This is a genomic window from Achromobacter aloeverae, assembly GCF_004121055.1.
GTDB lineage: Bacteria > Pseudomonadota > Gammaproteobacteria > Burkholderiales > Burkholderiaceae_B > Bordetella_C > Bordetella_C aloeverae.
The window spans coordinates 1,056,842-1,071,754 of the sequence record NZ_PYAL01000001.1 but is presented as its reverse complement, the minus strand read 5'-3'; the positions used below and the strand labels follow the sequence as shown (position 1 = coordinate 1,071,754).

11 protein-coding genes are annotated in these 14,913 nt (G+C 68.5%); 5 read left to right on the top strand and 6 right to left on the bottom strand.

All coding sequences use genetic code 11. The annotated features are described in order from the left end of the window. Positions 1 to 54: 54 nt before the first annotated feature. Both C7R54_RS04670 and C7R54_RS04665 read right to left on the bottom strand, forming a co-directional pair. Entirely contained in the window at positions 55 to 1,383 is a 1,329-nt protein-coding gene (locus C7R54_RS04670; RefSeq protein WP_129148975.1) for an ATP-binding protein, read from the bottom strand. Beyond that, positions 1,380 to 2,039, bottom strand: a complete 660-nt coding sequence (locus C7R54_RS04665; protein ID WP_129148974.1) for a response regulator — start codon at positions 2,037 to 2,039, stop codon at positions 1,380 to 1,382. The genes C7R54_RS04670 and C7R54_RS04665 overlap by 4 nt, the downstream gene beginning before the upstream one ends. Before the next feature lie 130 nt (positions 2,040 to 2,169). Here C7R54_RS04665 and otsB point away from each other — a divergent pair, with 130 nt between their 5' ends. Both otsB and otsA read left to right on the top strand, forming a co-directional pair. Beyond that, positions 2,170 to 2,910: a trehalose-phosphatase gene (gene otsB / locus C7R54_RS04660; protein ID WP_158021149.1), complete on the top strand. Its 741-nt coding sequence runs from the start codon at positions 2,170 to 2,172 to the stop codon at positions 2,908 to 2,910. A 110-nt stretch (positions 2,911 to 3,020) separates the two neighbouring features. Then, a complete protein-coding gene (otsA, locus tag C7R54_RS04655; RefSeq protein ID WP_129148972.1) occupies positions 3,021 to 4,412 on the top strand; it encodes an alpha,alpha-trehalose-phosphate synthase (UDP-forming) in 1,392 nt (463 codons plus the stop codon). A gap of 29 nt (positions 4,413 to 4,441) precedes the next feature. Here the strand turns inward: otsA and C7R54_RS04650 are convergent, their stop codons facing one another. Next, positions 4,442 to 4,687 carry a hypothetical protein gene (locus C7R54_RS04650; RefSeq protein WP_129148971.1) on the bottom strand — a complete coding sequence of 82 codons (246 nt, stop codon included), beginning with the start codon at positions 4,685 to 4,687 and terminating at the stop codon, positions 4,442 to 4,444. Between the two features lie 249 nt (positions 4,688 to 4,936). On the opposite strand from C7R54_RS04650, the gene C7R54_RS29140 reads away from it, so the two are divergent. Continuing rightward, positions 4,937 to 7,330 carry an amylo-alpha-1,6-glucosidase gene (locus C7R54_RS29140; protein WP_240039369.1) on the top strand — a complete coding sequence of 798 codons (2,394 nt, stop codon included), beginning with the start codon at positions 4,937 to 4,939 and terminating at the stop codon, positions 7,328 to 7,330. A gap of 12 nt (positions 7,331 to 7,342) precedes the next feature. Continuing rightward, complete coding sequence (locus C7R54_RS04635; RefSeq protein ID WP_240039368.1) at positions 7,343 to 10,138, top strand: MGH1-like glycoside hydrolase domain-containing protein; 2,796 nt, start codon at positions 7,343 to 7,345, stop codon at positions 10,136 to 10,138. 16 nt (positions 10,139 to 10,154) lie between these two features. On the opposite strand, the gene C7R54_RS04630 is transcribed toward C7R54_RS04635, so the two are convergent. Continuing rightward, entirely contained in the window at positions 10,155 to 10,787 is a 633-nt protein-coding gene (locus tag C7R54_RS04630) for an LON peptidase substrate-binding domain-containing protein (protein WP_129148970.1), read from the bottom strand. Between the two features lie 385 nt (positions 10,788 to 11,172). Here C7R54_RS04630 and C7R54_RS04625 point away from each other — a divergent pair, with 385 nt between their 5' ends. After that, a complete protein-coding gene (locus tag C7R54_RS04625; RefSeq protein ID WP_129149450.1) occupies positions 11,173 to 12,630 on the top strand; it encodes an ABC transporter permease/substrate-binding protein in 1,458 nt (485 codons plus the stop codon). 77 nt (positions 12,631 to 12,707) lie between these two features. On the opposite strand, the gene C7R54_RS04620 is transcribed toward C7R54_RS04625, so the two are convergent. Then, positions 12,708 to 13,703 (bottom strand): Bug family tripartite tricarboxylate transporter substrate binding protein, encoded by a 996-nt coding sequence (locus C7R54_RS04620; protein WP_129148969.1) that lies wholly within the window; start codon positions 13,701 to 13,703, stop codon positions 12,708 to 12,710. Between the two features lie 184 nt (positions 13,704 to 13,887). Beyond that, positions 13,888 to 14,865, bottom strand: a complete 978-nt coding sequence (locus tag C7R54_RS04615; RefSeq protein ID WP_129148968.1) for a Bug family tripartite tricarboxylate transporter substrate binding protein — start codon at positions 14,863 to 14,865, stop codon at positions 13,888 to 13,890. Positions 14,866 to 14,913: the final 48 nt, after the last annotated feature.

Here is a 14,913-nt window from a genome sequence, read left to right as displayed (position 1 = left end):
CCCGCGCCCGCGCGGCATCAGGTCCTGGCTGCCGCGCGCCGGGGAAGGCGGACGTCAGGACAGGGCCGGGAAATCCACCTGCACGCGCAGTCCGCCCAGTTGGGGCGCCTGGTCCAGGCGCACGGTGGCGCCATGGCGCTCGGCGATGGCGCGGACGATGGACAGGCCCAGCCCGCTGCCGACTTCGTCGTGGTTCGCCAGGCGGTAGAAGCGGTCGAACACCCGTTCGCGCTCAGCTTCGGGCACGCCCGGCCCGCTGTCGTCGACCAATAGCCGTGCGCCGCCGGGCGTGGGTTCCAGGATGATATCGATGCGGCCGCCGGATGGCGTGTACTTGATGGCGTTGTCCAGCAGATTGCGCAGGAGCAGCGCCAGGGCGTCGCTGTTGCCACGCACCCAGGCATGGGCGGCGCCGTCCATGCCGATGTCCATGTCGTGCGCGTTGGCTTCGGCGAGGACGTCGGCGATGGCCTGGCGCGCGACTTCGCCGAGGTCCACCCGCTGCGCGGGCAGGGCTTCGGCGGCGGCGTCGTGGCGCGCCATGGAAAGCAATTGCTCGATCAGGCGGCTGGCGCGTTCGATGCCGCTGGCCAGTCGCTGCAAGGCGACCTGGTGCGCCTCGGCATCGCCGGGCCGCTGCAGGGCCTGCAACTGCAGGCGCAGGGCGGCCAGCGGCGACCGCAACTCATGCGCGGCATCGCCGACGAAACGCCTTTGCAGGGCGAAGGCATGGCGGGTGCGGTCCAGCAGCAGGTTCAATTCGCGCACCAGCGGCAGGATTTCGTCGGGCAGCCCGCTTTCGTCGACGGGGTCCAGCGCCTCGGGCTGACGCGCCGCCAGCTCCGCGCGGGCGCGGCGCAGGGGCCGCAGCGACGTGCCGACGACGAACCACACCACCAGCATCAACAGGGGGGCCACGGCGGCGATGGGGACCAGCGTGCGCAGCGCGAGGGCGCGCGCGGTGTCCCTGCGCACCTTCATGTCCTGCGCCACCTGCGTCACCTGGAAAGGCGAGGCCACCGCGTACACGCGGTAGGTCGACGTGTCCACGCGCACGTCGGAGAAACCCAGCACGACGGGGTCCGGCAGCAGCTTGCCGGTGCGCGACTTGAACAGGCGCGCGCCGCTGGCGGTCCATATCTGGATGATCAGGTCGTCGGCCGGCGCGGCGTCGATGGACGGCATGGGCGAGGCGGAGAGCAGTCCGTCGCCGGCCGTCAGCGACGTGGCGGTGCTGACCAGCTGCGCATCGAAAATCTGGTCGGTCTGCTGCAGCGTGCTGCGATAGGCCACCACGCCTTGCGCCACGGCGGCGACCAGGATGGAGGCCAGCAGGAAAAACAGCAGTCGCGCGCGCAGGGAATTGCCCAGGGGAAGTTTCATGTCTTGGGAATGACGTAGCCGACGCCGCGCACGTTCTGGATGAAGCGCTGGCCGAGTTTCTTGCGCAGGCCGTGTATGTAGACCTCGACCGCGTTGCTGCTGATTTCGTCCTGCCAGCTGTAGAGTTTTTCCTCCAGCTGGGCGCGCGAGTAGATCATGCCCGGCCGCGCGATCAGGGGTTGCAGCACGGCCCATTCGCGCGCCGTCAGCATGACCGGTTCGCCGTTGACCGTCGCGGTGTGATTGCGCGGATCGATGGTGACGCCTTCATGCTCGAAGATGGGTTCGGCGCGTCCCGCGCTGCGGCGCAGGAGCGCGCGCAGGCGCGCCAGCAGTTCGTCCAGGTCGTAGGGCTTGACCACGTAATCGTCCGCGCCGGCATCCAGGCCGGCAATGCGGTCCGCGACCGCGTCGCGCGCGGTGGCGATCAGGACGGGCACGCGGTTGTTGCGGGCGCGCAGGTCGCGCAGCAAGGCCAGGCCGTTGCCATCCGGCAGCCCCAGGTCAAGCAGGACGGCGTCGTATGGCGTAGTCCGCAAGGCCAGGTCGGCCCCGCCGGCGTGCTTTTCCCAATCCACCGCATAGGCTTCGGCGCGCAGTCCGTCGCGCACGCTTTCGCCTATCATCTTGTCGTCTTCGACTAGCAGGACACGCATAGGCAGGCCTCCCTATCGCGCGGTGTTTTCTCTCGTTTTGTAACGTCCAGAATCGTAATCCTCTTCAGGCCCTGCGGTATAACAAATTTATCCAAAAAACCAGCCTGCCCCAGCTCGGGGGGAGCCTATTTTGCCGAGTACATCCCTGCCGGTCACGAGAAACAATATCACCGGGTACGCATTCCTGTTCGATCTCGATGGAACGCTGGCCCCGATCGCCGCTTCCCCCGAACTGGCCGCCGTGCCCGAAGCTACGCGCGCGACCTTGGAGAAATTGCATGCCGTCTGCGGTGGCGCACTCGCCATCGTCTCCGGTCGGCCCATCAGCGAAATCGACCACCTGCTCGCCCCGCGCGTTTATTGCGCGGGCGGCTTGCATGGCGCGCAGCTGCGCGGCCCGGACGGCCGGCAGGCGCAGCTTGAAGTGGATGCCGAAGCCGTCGCCGCCATGGTGCGCGCGCTGCTCCCGCTGACGCAGGCCCATGCCGGTTTGAAATTGGAAGACAAGGGCCTGTCGCTGGCGCTGCACTATCGCAATGCGCCGGCGCTGCAAGGCCTGGTGAGCGAGGCCGTCAACGAGGCCTTGCGTCCGCATACGCATGCCTTCGTGCTCCAGCCCGGCAAGATGGTGCTGGAAATCAAGCCGCGCCAGGCCAGCAAGGCAGGGGCCATCTCCCGCCTGATGGACATGTCGCCTTTCGCCGGCCGGCTGCCCCTGTTCGCGGGCGACGACCTGACCGATGAAGCCGGCTTCGACATTGCCCGCCGGATGGGCGGCGTGTCGATCAAGGTCGGCGACGGCGACACGCGCGCGCAATGGCGCATGCCCACGCCGGCGGCCTTGGCGGCCTGGCTCGACTTGCTTTGTTGACGTATTCCTGACCGGAACGTGCCGGCAGGAGGGCGGGCGGCGGCTGTGCGAGGCACGCGCCATGCGGTGCACCGGGCTATGTCCGGAAATAAATATAAGGAGTTCCAGCCGTGAGCAGATTAATCGTCATATCGAATCGGGTCGCGCCCATCGCCGAAGGCAAGCCTACCGCCGGCGGCCTGGCGGTGGGGGTATTCGACGCCCTCAAGCAGGCCGGCGGCATCTGGTTCGGGTGGAACGGCGAGATCGTCGAAGGATCCACGCCGCCGGATGACGTGCGCCTGGAGTCGCGCGACAACATCACCTATGCCACCGTGGCCCTGGCGCGCAACGATTACGACCTCTACTACCGCGGCTTCTCCAATGGCACGCTGTGGCCGGTCTTTCACTACCGTCCCGATCTCAGCAGCTATGACCGGCGCGAGTATGCCGGCTATCTGCGCGTCAACGAATGGATGGTCGCGCGGCTGAAGCCCTTGATCAAGCCGGAAGACCGCTTGTGGGTGCACGACTACCACCTGCTGCCTTTCGCGCAGGCCTGCCGCCGCGCCGGCCTGCGCAACCGCATTGGTTTCTTCCTGCATATTCCGTTTCCGGCCGAACAGGTCATGGCCACCGTGCCGCCCCACCAGGAACTGGTCGAGGCCATGTGCGAGTACGACCAGCTCGGCTTCCAGACCGACAGCGACCGCCGCGCCTTCACCGACTACGTGCGCCGGCGGCTGGGGGGATCGCGGGTGGTGGACCGGGCCATCGAACTGGACGGCAAGCGCATCGGCGTGGGGGCATACCCCATCGGCATCTATCCGGAGGAGATCCAGCGGCTGTCGCTCAAGCACAGCCGGTCGCGGCAGATCACCAACCTCAAGCAAGGCCTGGTGCAGCGTCGACTGATGGTGAGCGTCGATCGCCTGGACTACAGCAAGGGCCTGGTCGAGCGCTTCACCGCGTTCGAGCGCCTGCTGGAAACGAAGTCGGAACATCGCGGACAGGTGAGCTTCATCCAGATCGCGCCGCCTTCGCGTTCGGACGTCGAGCAGTACCGGCAGATCCGGCGCCAGCTGGAGAGCGCGGCGGGCCGCATCAACGGCCGCTTCTCGGACTTGTCGTGGACCCCCTTGCGATACATCAACAAGTCCTTCGACCGCTCGCTGCTGATGTCCTTGTTCCGCGCATCGCAGGTGGGCTACGTGACGCCGCTGCGCGATGGCATGAACCTGGTGGCCAAGGAGTACGTGGCGGCGCAGCCTCCCGACGATCCGGGCGTGCTGGTGCTGTCGGAATTCGCGGGCGCGGCCGAGGAACTGGAGGAGGGCGCCTTGCTGGTCAATCCCTATGACCCGGACGGCATGGCGGAGCGGCTGCACCGGGCCTTGACCATGCCGCTGCCGGAGCGCCGGGAACGGTATGAACACATGCTGCAGCGCCTGAACGACAACAATCTATCGCATTGGCGCGACCGTTTCCTGCACGATCTGCAGGAGTCCGGCACGCCTGGTTGACGAAGCCGGCAGCCATGCGCCGGAGCCGCCTAGAACCGGTGCGCGGGCAGGGAGGGGCGCCGGGCCCGCGCGCGGTCCATGGCGCGGTTCACTTCACGGGCGGAGTCCACCAGGTCGGACGTGAAATTGATGACGTCGTCGACCGAGTCGTACAGGAAGTACGCGGCGGGCGTGGCGACGTTGCGGTCGAGATAGCGGGCGGCATGCAGGGCGCCGCGCCACACGGCGGCGTCGACACGCAGCAGGGCGGTAAGGACGATGCGGTGGAACGACATGATTCAAGTTCTCGTAAGGGGGGCGGCGCGACGATCGCCGCCAGTCCCCCATGCTGCGTGGGGGAAGGCGTGTTCATGATAAGCCCGGATTTTGATGCGTCGCAACATTCATCGGGTTCTTTTCTAATTCCAGGTGAAAAAGCGTTGCGGCCGCCACAAAAATGCAAAATAAAGAGGCGTATGTTCCCAGGTTCGCGGCTGTATTGTGCAATGCATCATCCTGGCGGGGAATAAGGATAAAAGGGAACCATGGACGGGGTATCGCGCCGCGACGATGAATGGCTGGAGGCGGATGGCCGGGGCGGCTACGCCAGCGCAACGGTCCTGGGTCCGCGCACCCGCCGCTACCACGCCCTGTTGCTGTACGCGACACGGCCGCCGACCGGCCGCGTCGTCCTGGTCAATGGCGTGGAGGCGTGGCTGGAGGGCGAAGGGCGCCGCGTTCCCTTGACCAGCCAGCGCTACCTGCCGGACGTGGAGGCGCCGGCCGCGACCGCGCCCTGCATCGGCTTCACCACGCAACCGTGGCCTTGCTGGCGGCTGCGCGTGGACGACCGGCACGACCTGCTGGCCGAGTGCCTGGTGGAGCGCGCCGGTGGCCGGACCGTGCTGCGCTGGCAACTGGTCGAGGCGCGGGCCGGGAAGGGCGTGCTCCCCGATGCCGGCGTGCGGCAGGCCGCCGCATCCGCGCGCGCGGGACAGAACGCCGGGCGTGAGGGAGCGGGGCAGGATGCCCGGCGGGCGGGGACCGGGCAGGACACCCTGCGGGCGCCGTGGCGGCTTTGCGTCAGGCCGCTGCTGTCGGGCCGCGACTACCATGCACTGCATCATGAAAACCCCGTCTTCGACTTCACGGCAGCTTGCGAACCCGGCCGCGTGCAATGGCGGCCCTACGCGGGGTTGCCGGCCATCGAGGCGAGCGGCAATGGCCGCTATCGGCACGAACCGGACTGGTATCGGAACTTCAGCTATGCCCGCGAGCGTGAACGGGGCCTGGACGATGGCGAGGATCTCGCCACGCCGGGCGTCTTCACCTTCGACCTCGCCGCCGGTGCTGCGGTCCTGATATTGGCCGCGCGGCCGGACGGCCAGGCGGCCGCCGCGCCCGGCGGGACTGGCGTCAATGGAACCGCCAGCGTCATCGACGCCTCTAGCGTGACTGGATCCTCCAGCGTCACCGGAGACGGCAGCCCGACAGGAGCCGCCGGCGTCACCGCGGCAGCCACGTCGACCGTCGCGATGGCGGGCGGGCCGGACGGCTCCGCCCATGCCGGCGCGGACGCGGATGGAGCGGCAGCCCGCGCCGAGGTGGAAGCCATCATGGCCGCGGAGCGGGCGCGCCGCGCGGCCTTTCCCGACCGGCTGCGCCGTTCCGCCGACGCCTACCTGGTGACGCGTCGCCCCGGCCTGACGCTGCTGGCCGGCTATCCCTGGTTCACCGATTGGGGCCGCGACACCTTCATTGCCATGCGGGGCCTGTTGCTGGCGACCGGTCGCATCGCCGAGGCCGGCGACCTGCTGGAGGCCTGGACCGGCCATGTCAGCGAGGGCATGCTGCCCAACTGCTTTCCCGACGATGGCGGCGTGCCCGCGTACAACACGATAGACGCGTCGCTGTGGTTCGTCGTCGCGGTGCACGACTATCTGGCGACCGGGCACGCAAGCGCCGCGCGGCGCCAGCGCCTGCGGGAGGCGGTGGACGCCATCCTGCGCGGCCACGTGCAAGGCTGCCGCTATGGCATTGCCGTCGATGACGACGGACTGCTGCGGGGCGGCGTGGCGGGCCAGCAACTGACCTGGATGGATGCCCGCGCGAACGGCCGCGAAGTCACGCCGCGCATCGGCAAGCCGGTGGAGGTGCAGGCCCTGTGGATCAACGCCCTGCGCATCGCCTCGGCATGGGACGATGGACTGCCGCCGCGGCTGGATCGCGCGCAGCGGACTTTCGAGGCGCGCTTTCCCAGTCCGCGCGGCGGCCTGTACGACGTGATCGACGCCGACCACGTCGCCGGCCGCGTCGACGCGGCGATCCGCCCCAACCAGATACTGGCCGTGGGCGGCCTGCCCTATCCTGTGCTGGAAGGCATGGCCGCCCGTCACGTCCTGGAAACGGTCCAGCTGCACCTGTGGACGCCACTGGGCCTGCGCACGCTGGCGCCGGGCGAGCCCGGCTACGTTGGCCGCTATGCGGGCGGGCCCGCACAGCGCGACGCGGCCTATCACCAGGGCACGGCGTGGCCATGGCTGATGGGGCCTTTCACGCAGGCATGGCTGCGCGTGCAGGGCGATGTGCCCGCCACGCGCGACGATGCGCGGCGGCGTTTCCTGGAGCCCCTGCTGCGGCAGTTGGACGAGGGCGGCCTGGACCACATCGCCGAAGTGGTGGACGGCGATGCGCCCCATGCGTGGGGCGGCGCGCCGTGCCAGGCCTGGTCGTTGGGCGAGCTGCTGCGCATCATGGCATGGCTGGAGACGCCCGCCGCCGGCGCCGCGGTCGGGTCGACGGCGGCGGGGTCGGCGTCGGTCGGGGCTACAGTGGTCGGCTTGGCGTCAGGCAGGCGCGGTACATTGGTCACCGACCCCGACCCCGACCCCGACCCCGACCCCGACCCCGACCCCGACCCTGACGCCACGCTGCGCTGACTGGAAACGTCCATGCCGTTCAAGCTGCCCCCTGGGCTGTTCGATACCGTAGAAGGCAGGCGCCTGCACGCCGCCGACAAGACGCCCTGGCGTCGCTGGGGGCCGTACCTTAGCGACCGGCAATGGGGCACGGTGCGCGAGGACTACAGCGAGTTCGGCACCGCATGGGACTACTTCCCGCATGATCACGCGCGCAGCCGCGCCTATCGCTGGGGCGAGGACGGCATCGCCGGCTTCGGCGACGAAAAACTGCGCTGGTGCGTGGGACTGGCCTTGTGGAACGGCCGCGACCCCATCATCAAGGAACGCCTGTTCGGCTTGAACAATGCGGAGGGCAACCACGGCGAGGACGTCAAGGAGCTGTACTTCCACCTGGACGCCACGCCCACGCATTCCTACATGCGGATGATGTACCGCTATCCGCAGGCCGCCTTCCCGTATGCGGACCTGGTGGCGGAGAACGCCCGGCGCGGCCCCGACCAGGTGGAGTACGAAATCCTCGATACGGGCGTGTTCGACGATCAGCGCTATTTCGACGTGTTCGTGGAATATGCCAAGCATGCGTATGACGACATCACCATGCGCGTCACGGTGCACAATCGCGCGGACGAGCCGGCGGAGCTGCATCTCTTGCCGCAATTCTGGGCGCGCAATACCTGGTCCTGGAATGGGGACCGGAGCAAGCCATCGCTGCGCCGCCGCGCCGGCGCATCGGGGGAGGAAGTCGTGGCGCGCCACGGCGCCCACGAGCCGCTGCTGATCACCGCGCACGCGGATGCGGCGACGCCCCGGTGGTTGTTTTGCGAGAACGAGACCAACGTGCGCCGCCTGTTCGGCAGCGAGGGGGCCGGGCCGTTCAAGGACGGCTTCAACGACTACCTGGTGCATGGCGACGCGGATGCGGTGCGGCACGATGCGGGCACGCGTGCGGCGGCCTATCTGAAATTGCGCCTGCCCCCGGGGGGCTGCCAGGTAATGACGCTGCGCTGGCGGCCGCTCGCCACGGCGGCCGCGGCCGGCCACCCACCGGCCGGCAAGGATGCGGGCAGCCAGGCCAGCCCTCGCGCCACGGATGCCCACGACCACGCGCATGCTCCCTATGACGCCGACAGCCTGTTTGCCCTGCGCCGCGCGGAGGCGGATGCTTTCTATGCCTGCTTGCAGCAGGCCCTGACCGATCCCGACGCCCGCCTGGTGCAACGGCAGGCGCTCGCCGGCTTGCTATGGTCCAAGCAGTACTACGAATTCGATGTCAGCCGCTGGCTGGATGGCGATGCGGCGCAGCCCACGCCGCCGGCGCGCCGCAAGCATGGACGCAATGCGGACTGGCGCCACCTGGCCAACGGCGAAGTGATTTCCATGCCGGACAAATGGGAGTATCCCTGGTACGCATCGTGGGACCTGGCCTTCCAGGCGGCGGCGTTCGCGCTGGTCGATCCGGCATTCGCGAAGCAGCAACTGCTGCTGCTGGTCAAGGACCGCTACCAGCATCCCAACGGCCAGTTGCCCGCCTACGAATGGGCCTTCGGGGATGGCAATCCGCCCGTGCATGCCTGGGCCGCCTGGCGCGTCTACGAGATCGACCGGGCCTGGACCGGCCGTCCGGACCATGAATTCCTGGAACTGGTCTTCCACAAGCTGTTGTTGAATTTCGGCTGGTGGGTCAACCGCCGGGACGCGGACGGCCACAATATCTTCCAGGGCGGTTTCCTGGGCCTGGACAACATCGGCATCTTCGACCGATCGGCGCCCCTGCCCACCGGCGGCCATATCGATCAGGCGGACGGCACGGCATGGATGGCGGCCTACGCGCTGGACATGATGCGCATTGCCCTGGAATTGGCGACCGTCAATCGGACGTTCGTCGACATCGGCGTCAAGTTCTTCGAGCATTTCCTCTATATCGCCGGGGCGGTCAACAGCGGCGACGAGGACGAACGGGGCCTGTGGGACGAGGAAGACGAATTCTTCTACGACGCGCTGCACCTGCCGGACGGCAGCAGCCAGCCCATGCGGGTGCGGTCCATCGTCGGCCTGATTCCGCTGTTCGCGGTGCACGTGCTGGAGGAGCGCGTGCATGGGCGCCTGCCCGGACTGAAGGAGCGCCTGCGCTGGTTCCTGCGGCATCGGCCGGATCTGGCGCGGCTGGTTTCGCGCTGGACGGAACACGGCGCGGGCAATTCCGTGCTGCTGTCGCTGTTGCGCGGGCATCGCACCAAGGCCCTGCTGCGCCGCGCCCTCGACGCGGATGAATTCCTGTCCGATCACGGCGTGCGCGCCCTGTCGCGCTATCACCGTGAACATCCCTTCGTCTACCAGCATGGGACCGACAGCTTCGGCATCCGTTATCTGCCCGGGGAATCGGAAGGCCGCGTGTTCGGCGGCAATTCCAATTGGCGCGGGCCGGTATGGCTGCCGGTCAACTACCTGCTGATCGAGTCGCTCTACGAATTCCACCGCTACTACGGCGACGACTTCCGCGTCGAGTACCCGACCGGCTCCGGAGAGCTGCTCAGCCTGCGGGAGATCGCCCGGGCCCTGTCGGACCGGGTCATCGGGCTCTTCGTCAAGGATGCGTCCGGCCGCCGTCCCTCGATGGCCGGCTATCCGGCCTTGCAGACCGATCCGGCGACCCGCGACATGGTCCTTTTCCACGAGTATTTCCACGGCGATGACGGCCGGGGCATGGGGGCGTCGCACCAGACCGGCTGGACCAGCCTGGTCGCCTTGCTGTTGCAGCGCACCTGCGACGACGCCATCGCCGGCGTCCGGGATGAAGGGGAATCGATAGACCTGCGGGAAGATTGAGGCGCTATTCGAGGCGCTATTCGCCTGCGTCTTCGGGCGGCAGCAGCCGACGATCGGCCAGTGCGGTATGGATGAGCGCGAGCCGATGCAGCGGATCGCTGGATAGCAGCAGCGCCGCCTTCTCTTCCATCGGCAGGGGCAGCAGTTCGGCCCAGCGGTCCGCCACCCAGCCGCACTCGTCGAGGCGGAAGGGCGGCACCATGGGCATGAGATGCGCGGGCGTGCCGCTGCGCTGCAACTGGGCGATCAAGGCGCCCAGCGCATTGGCGCAGCCTTGCAGGCGCTGCGGTACGGGCAGCACGGGGTCGTCCGCGAGCAGGTCGGCCTCGCCGTGCCACAGGCCGTATTGCCCCTCCTCGCTGGCGCGCAGGCGGAAGCGCTGGCCGGCGCTGCACGTGATCTGCATCAGGCCGGGCATGGGCGCGGTTCTTTCCTCCACCCGCACCAGGGTGCCGGCCTGGGCCAGCACCTCGCCGCCGTCCGGCGTGCGGACCTCGCTGCCGGCCAGCAGCGGGACCACGCCAAAGGGCGTGCCGTCGGCGATGCAGCGTTCGACCAGGCTCAGGTAGCGCACCTCGAAGATGCGCAGCCGCAGGACGCCGGCGGGAAAGACGGCGTTGCCCAGCGGGAAGAGGGGAATGGAAGCCATGGGTCGATGATAAGCTAGATAGCCCTCATCCGCCGCCGTCGACCGACCCCTTGACCGACCGCTCGACCGATCCTCGACCCGCTATCGACCTGGAGTAGCCGACCCGATGCCTGGCTTGATCCGCCGCCTGCTAGCGCGTTTTTTCCGGGAAATGACGGCGATCCCGGCCGTGGTCGCGCTGGCATGCTGCCTGGCGACCGCGTCGTATTTCGAGGTCGCCCCCGCCTTCGCGGCTGCCGTCGCCCCGGTCTCGGCCGCCAACGCCGTTCCAACGTCCGCAGCGCCTGCCGCTCCAGCTTCCGCCGCGCCCGCCGCGGCCGATCCAGGCTCCCCGTCCAACGCGGTCCATGTCGTCGATGCGGCGCATGCGACAACGCCAGCCGCCATGGCGGATCCCACGCCGCTGCGCATCGGCTCCAAGCGGTTCACCGAGTCCTACATCCTCGCGGAAGTGCTGGCCCAGGCCGTCGCCGCGCGGACGGGGCAGGCGCCGGTCGTCCGGCAGGGGCTGGGCAACACCGCCATCGTCTACCAGGCCTTGCAGACCGGCGGCATCGACCTGTATCCCGAATATGCAGGCACGATCGCGCAGGAAATCCTGCGCAGCGATCGCCCGCTGACCCTGGCGCAGATGCAGCCCGAACTGGCCGCGCGCGGCCTGGGCGCCGACATCCCGTTCGGCTTCAACGACGGTTATGCGCTGGCCATGCGCGCGGCCGACGCCGACCGCCTGGGCATTGCCACGCTCAGCGACCTGGCCCGGCATCAGGACCTGCGCCTGGGCTTGTCGAACGAGTTCATCGGCCGCGCCGACGGCTGGCGCGGCCTTGCCCGGCGTTACGGCTATCGGCAGGCGCCGGTGGGCCTGGACCATGGCCTGGCCTACGAGGCCCTGGCCAAGGGGCAGGTCGATGTCATCGATATCTACACGACGGATGCCAAGATCAAGGCGCTGGACCTGCGCGTGCTGCGCGACGATCTCGGCTATTTCCCCCGCTACGACGCCGTGGTGCTCTATCGCCTGGACCTGCCGCAACGGCATCCCCGCGCCTGGGCGGCGATGCGCGACCTGGCAGGCAGCATCGACGAGCGCGCCATGATCGCCATGAACGCGCGGGCCGAGCTGGACGGCGTTTCCTTCCAGGCCATCGCGCACGACTGGCTGGCGGCGCGCAGCCAGGGACGGACCGCGCCCGCTCCCGGCAGCGGCGCGCGTGGGTTCTGGGCCAAGCTGTTCGGCCCGGACCTGGGACGCTTGACGGCGCAGCATCTGCTGCTGGTGGGCGTGGCCGTCCTGGCCGCCTGCCTGGTGGCGGTGCCGGCCGGCATCCTGGTGCACGCGCGGCCGCGGCTGCGCGCACTGGCCCTGGGCCTGGCGGGGCTGTTGCAGACCATACCCTCGCTGGCCCTGCTGGCCGTGCTGATATCGCTGACCGGCGCGATCGGCGCCTTGCCGGCGTTGACGGCATTGATGCTCTACGCGCTATTGCCCATTTTCAGCAATACCTGCGCCGGCCTGGGCGAGGTGTCGGGATCGATGCGGCAGGCGGCGATCGCGCTGGGCATGACGTCCTGGCAGGCCTTGCGGCTGGTGCAGTTTCCGCTCGCGCGGCCGACCATCATCGCCGGTATCCGGACCGCGTCGTCGATCGCCATCGGCACGGCCACCATCGCGGCGTTCATCGGCGCGGGGGGATATGGCGAGCGCATCGTCACCGGACTGGCATTGAACGACCGCGCGTTGATGCTGGCGGGGGCGGTGCCCGCCGCCGCGCTGGCGCTGGCCAGCGAACTGTTCTTCGAAGCGCTGCAATGGCGGCTGCGGCGCCATGCGCGGCGCTAGGCGCCTGCAGGCAGCGTGCTCACTGGCGCGCTCACTGGAATAGCCACGCGCCGGCCGTCGCGCCCAGGCGGACGGGCTTATTCCGCCTTGGTGTTCATCTGCTTGATCAGCGCGCTCCATTTGCGCTGTTCCGCCTGCGTGAACTTGCCGAAGTCCGCGGCGCTGCCGCCCACCGGGTCGGCGCCCTCGGCGATCATCTTGTCCTTGAGTTCCGGCAGCAAGCGGTTGATGTTCGTATTGAGCGTGGCGATCACCTCCGGCGGCGTACCCTTGGGCGCGAACATGCCGAACCAGGATCCGGCCTCGAAGCCAGGGAAACCGCTTTCCGCCACGCTGGGAATATCGGGCATGGAGGCCGAGCGGCGCGCGCTGCTCACCGCGATCGCCCGCAGCTTGCCGGCCTTGATCTGGCCGATCACCGACGGGATGGTGGCGAACATGAACTGCACGCGGCCGGTGAGAAGATCGTTCAGCGCGTCCGCGCCCTTGTAGGGCACGTGCGTGGCCTGCAGGCCATTGAGCTGCATCAGCATATAGCTGGACAGGTGCGAGGACGTGCCTATGCCCGTCGAACCGTAGTTCAGCTTGCCCGAGTGCGCCTTGGCGTAGACCAGGAACTCCTTCATGTCGTGTATGGGCAGGTCGGGCGGCACCACCAGCACGTTGGGAACGTCGGCGAGCTGGATGACGGGCACCAGGTCGACCAGCGGATCGTAGTTCAGCTTGTTGAGGCTGGAGTTCACCGCGATCGGGCCGACCGAATCGACGATCAGGGTATAGCCGTCCGGCGCCGATCGCGCGACGTATTCCGTGCCGATGTTGCCGCCCGCGCCGGGCTTGTTCTCGACGATGAAGGTCTGCTTCAGGCGCTGGCTGAGCAGGTTGGCGACGCTGCGAGTAAGAATATCGGTCGTACCGCCCGCCGTGAACGCCACGACGACCTTGACGGGCTTGTCCGGATAGGTGTCCGCCCGGGCCGAGCCCGTGACGGCCAGGCTACCCAGCAAGGCGCTTGCCAACAGGGCGCCGGTGGCGATGCGCCGGCGCAGGGTGATGGCGGGACTGCTCGTCATTGTCTTCCTCCTCGTTTATCCGCGAGCCGCGGGATTCTTCCGCGCATCGGGTCGCCGCATGGGCGGCGGGTCCGGCGCCGAATCTTGTATGTATATCGGGAGACTATACGGCAGTCCGCGCGGTGCCAGCCATGCTCCAAATCCCGGGGGCAGGCCGGCAGCGCGCGCCGTCCCCGGGGCCGCGTCAACCCTCCGTCTTGATGCCGGCCTTGCTCACCACCTCGGCCCACCTGCGTATCTCCGCCTGCTGGAATTGCGCGAATTCCCGTGGCGGCATACCGGAGGGCTCCACGCCCATGTCGCGCAGCTGCGCCAGCACCTTGGGCTGCTTGAGCACGTCGGCGATGGCGCGATAAAGCTTATCGAGGATGTCGGCCGGCATGCCGGCCGGCGCGAAGATGGCTTGCCACGCCTGCACCTGGTAGCCGGCCACGCCTGCTTCCATCATGGTAGGCACGTCGGGCAGGCTTTCCAGGCGCCGCGGGGAGGTCACCGCCAGCGCGCGCAGCTTGCCGCCCTTCACATGCGGGACGACCGTCGGCCCCTCGAACATGAAGTCGACCTGCCCGCCGATCACGTCCGGCAGCGCCGAGCGGCTGGAATAGGGCACGTGCACCATCTTCACACCGGCCATTTGCTCCAGCAGCACGCCGGACAAGTGCTGGGTGGTGCCTATGCCCGAGGACGCGAACGCGATCGCGCCGGGCCGCTTGCGGGCGTCGGCGATGAGGTCGGCGACGCTGCGATAGGGGCTCTCCTGCCTGACCACCAGCGTATTGCCGTTCATCCCGATGATGGTGACGGGCTGGAAGGAGCGCACCGGGTCGTACTGCATATTGCGGAACAGGCTGGGATTGATGGCGTGCGACGCGATGCTGGCGCCCAGCAGGGTGTAGCCGTCGGCGGGCGCCTTGGCGACGTAGGCCGACCCTATCATGCCGGTGGCGCCCGGCCGGTTGTCCACCACGACCGAGGTGCGCAGCGCGTCGCCCAGGTGCTGGGCGACGATGCGGCCCAGCACGTCGGTGTTGCTACCCGGCGGAAAGGCCACCACATAGTTGATGGGCCGGTTGGGCCACCCATTGGTCGCCGCGCGGGCGCGGGGCAGGGCCAGGGTCGCCATGGCGGCGAGCGTGGTACGCAGGAATTCCTTGCGATGCATGAGAGTCTCCTCCTCCGTGTGCCGGGAATGCCCGGGATGCCCGGGATG

Excerpts from the sequence above, each read along its gene's own strand:
- C7R54_RS04615 (WP_129148968.1), bottom strand. The coding sequence starts at position 14,865 with ATGCATCGCAAGGAATTCCTGCGTACCACGCTCGCCGCCATGGCGACC.
- C7R54_RS04650 (WP_129148971.1), bottom strand. The coding sequence starts at position 4,687 with ATGTCGTTCCACCGCATCGTCCTTACCGCCCTGCTGCGTGTCGACGCC.
- C7R54_RS04670 (WP_129148975.1), bottom strand. The coding sequence starts at position 1,383 with ATGAAACTTCCCCTGGGCAATTCCCTGCGCGCGCGACTGCTGTTTTTC.
- C7R54_RS04630 (WP_129148970.1), bottom strand. The coding sequence starts at position 10,787 with ATGGCTTCCATTCCCCTCTTCCCGCTGGGCAACGCCGTCTTTCCCGCC.
- C7R54_RS04635 (WP_240039368.1), top strand. The coding sequence starts at position 7,343 with ATGCCGTTCAAGCTGCCCCCTGGGCTGTTCGATACCGTAGAAGGCAGG.
- C7R54_RS29140 (WP_240039369.1), top strand. The coding sequence starts at position 4,937 with ATGGACGGGGTATCGCGCCGCGACGATGAATGGCTGGAGGCGGATGGC.
- C7R54_RS04625 (WP_129149450.1), top strand. The coding sequence starts at position 11,173 with ATGGCGGATCCCACGCCGCTGCGCATCGGCTCCAAGCGGTTCACCGAG.
- C7R54_RS04665 (WP_129148974.1), bottom strand. The coding sequence starts at position 2,039 with ATGCGTGTCCTGCTAGTCGAAGACGACAAGATGATAGGCGAAAGCGTG.
- C7R54_RS04620 (WP_129148969.1), bottom strand. The coding sequence starts at position 13,703 with ATGACGAGCAGTCCCGCCATCACCCTGCGCCGGCGCATCGCCACCGGC.